General features: G+C 73.3%; 1 protein-coding gene. It reads left to right on the top strand.

All coding sequences use genetic code 11. The features are described from left to right. On the top strand, positions 1-243 hold a 243-nt coding region (locus KVS71_RS18355), incomplete at both ends, for a TatD family hydrolase (protein WP_217585254.1).

The raw sequence follows: 243 nt of genomic DNA, 5'->3' as shown, positions 1-243 counted from the left end.
GGGCGGGGGCCACGAGCGCGCCCTGTTCCACTCCTTCTCCGGCGACGAGGCGATGGGCCGGGTGTGCGCCGACGCGGGCTACTTCCTGTCGTTCGCCGGGAACGTGACGTTCAAGAACGGGCAGAACCTGCGCGACGCGCTGAGGGTCACCCCGCGGGACCGCCTCCCCGTCGAGACGGACGCGCCGTTCCTCACGCCAGTCCCGCTGCGGGGCCGTCCGAACGCGCCGTACCTCGTGCCGCT

It is taken from the genome of Microbacterium sp. GbtcB4 (assembly GCF_019091465.1).
GTDB lineage: Bacteria > Actinomycetota > Actinomycetes > Actinomycetales > Microbacteriaceae > Microbacterium > Microbacterium paraoxydans.
Note: the sequence above shows the minus strand (reverse complement) of the source record. Positions and strands in the feature narration are given on the sequence as shown.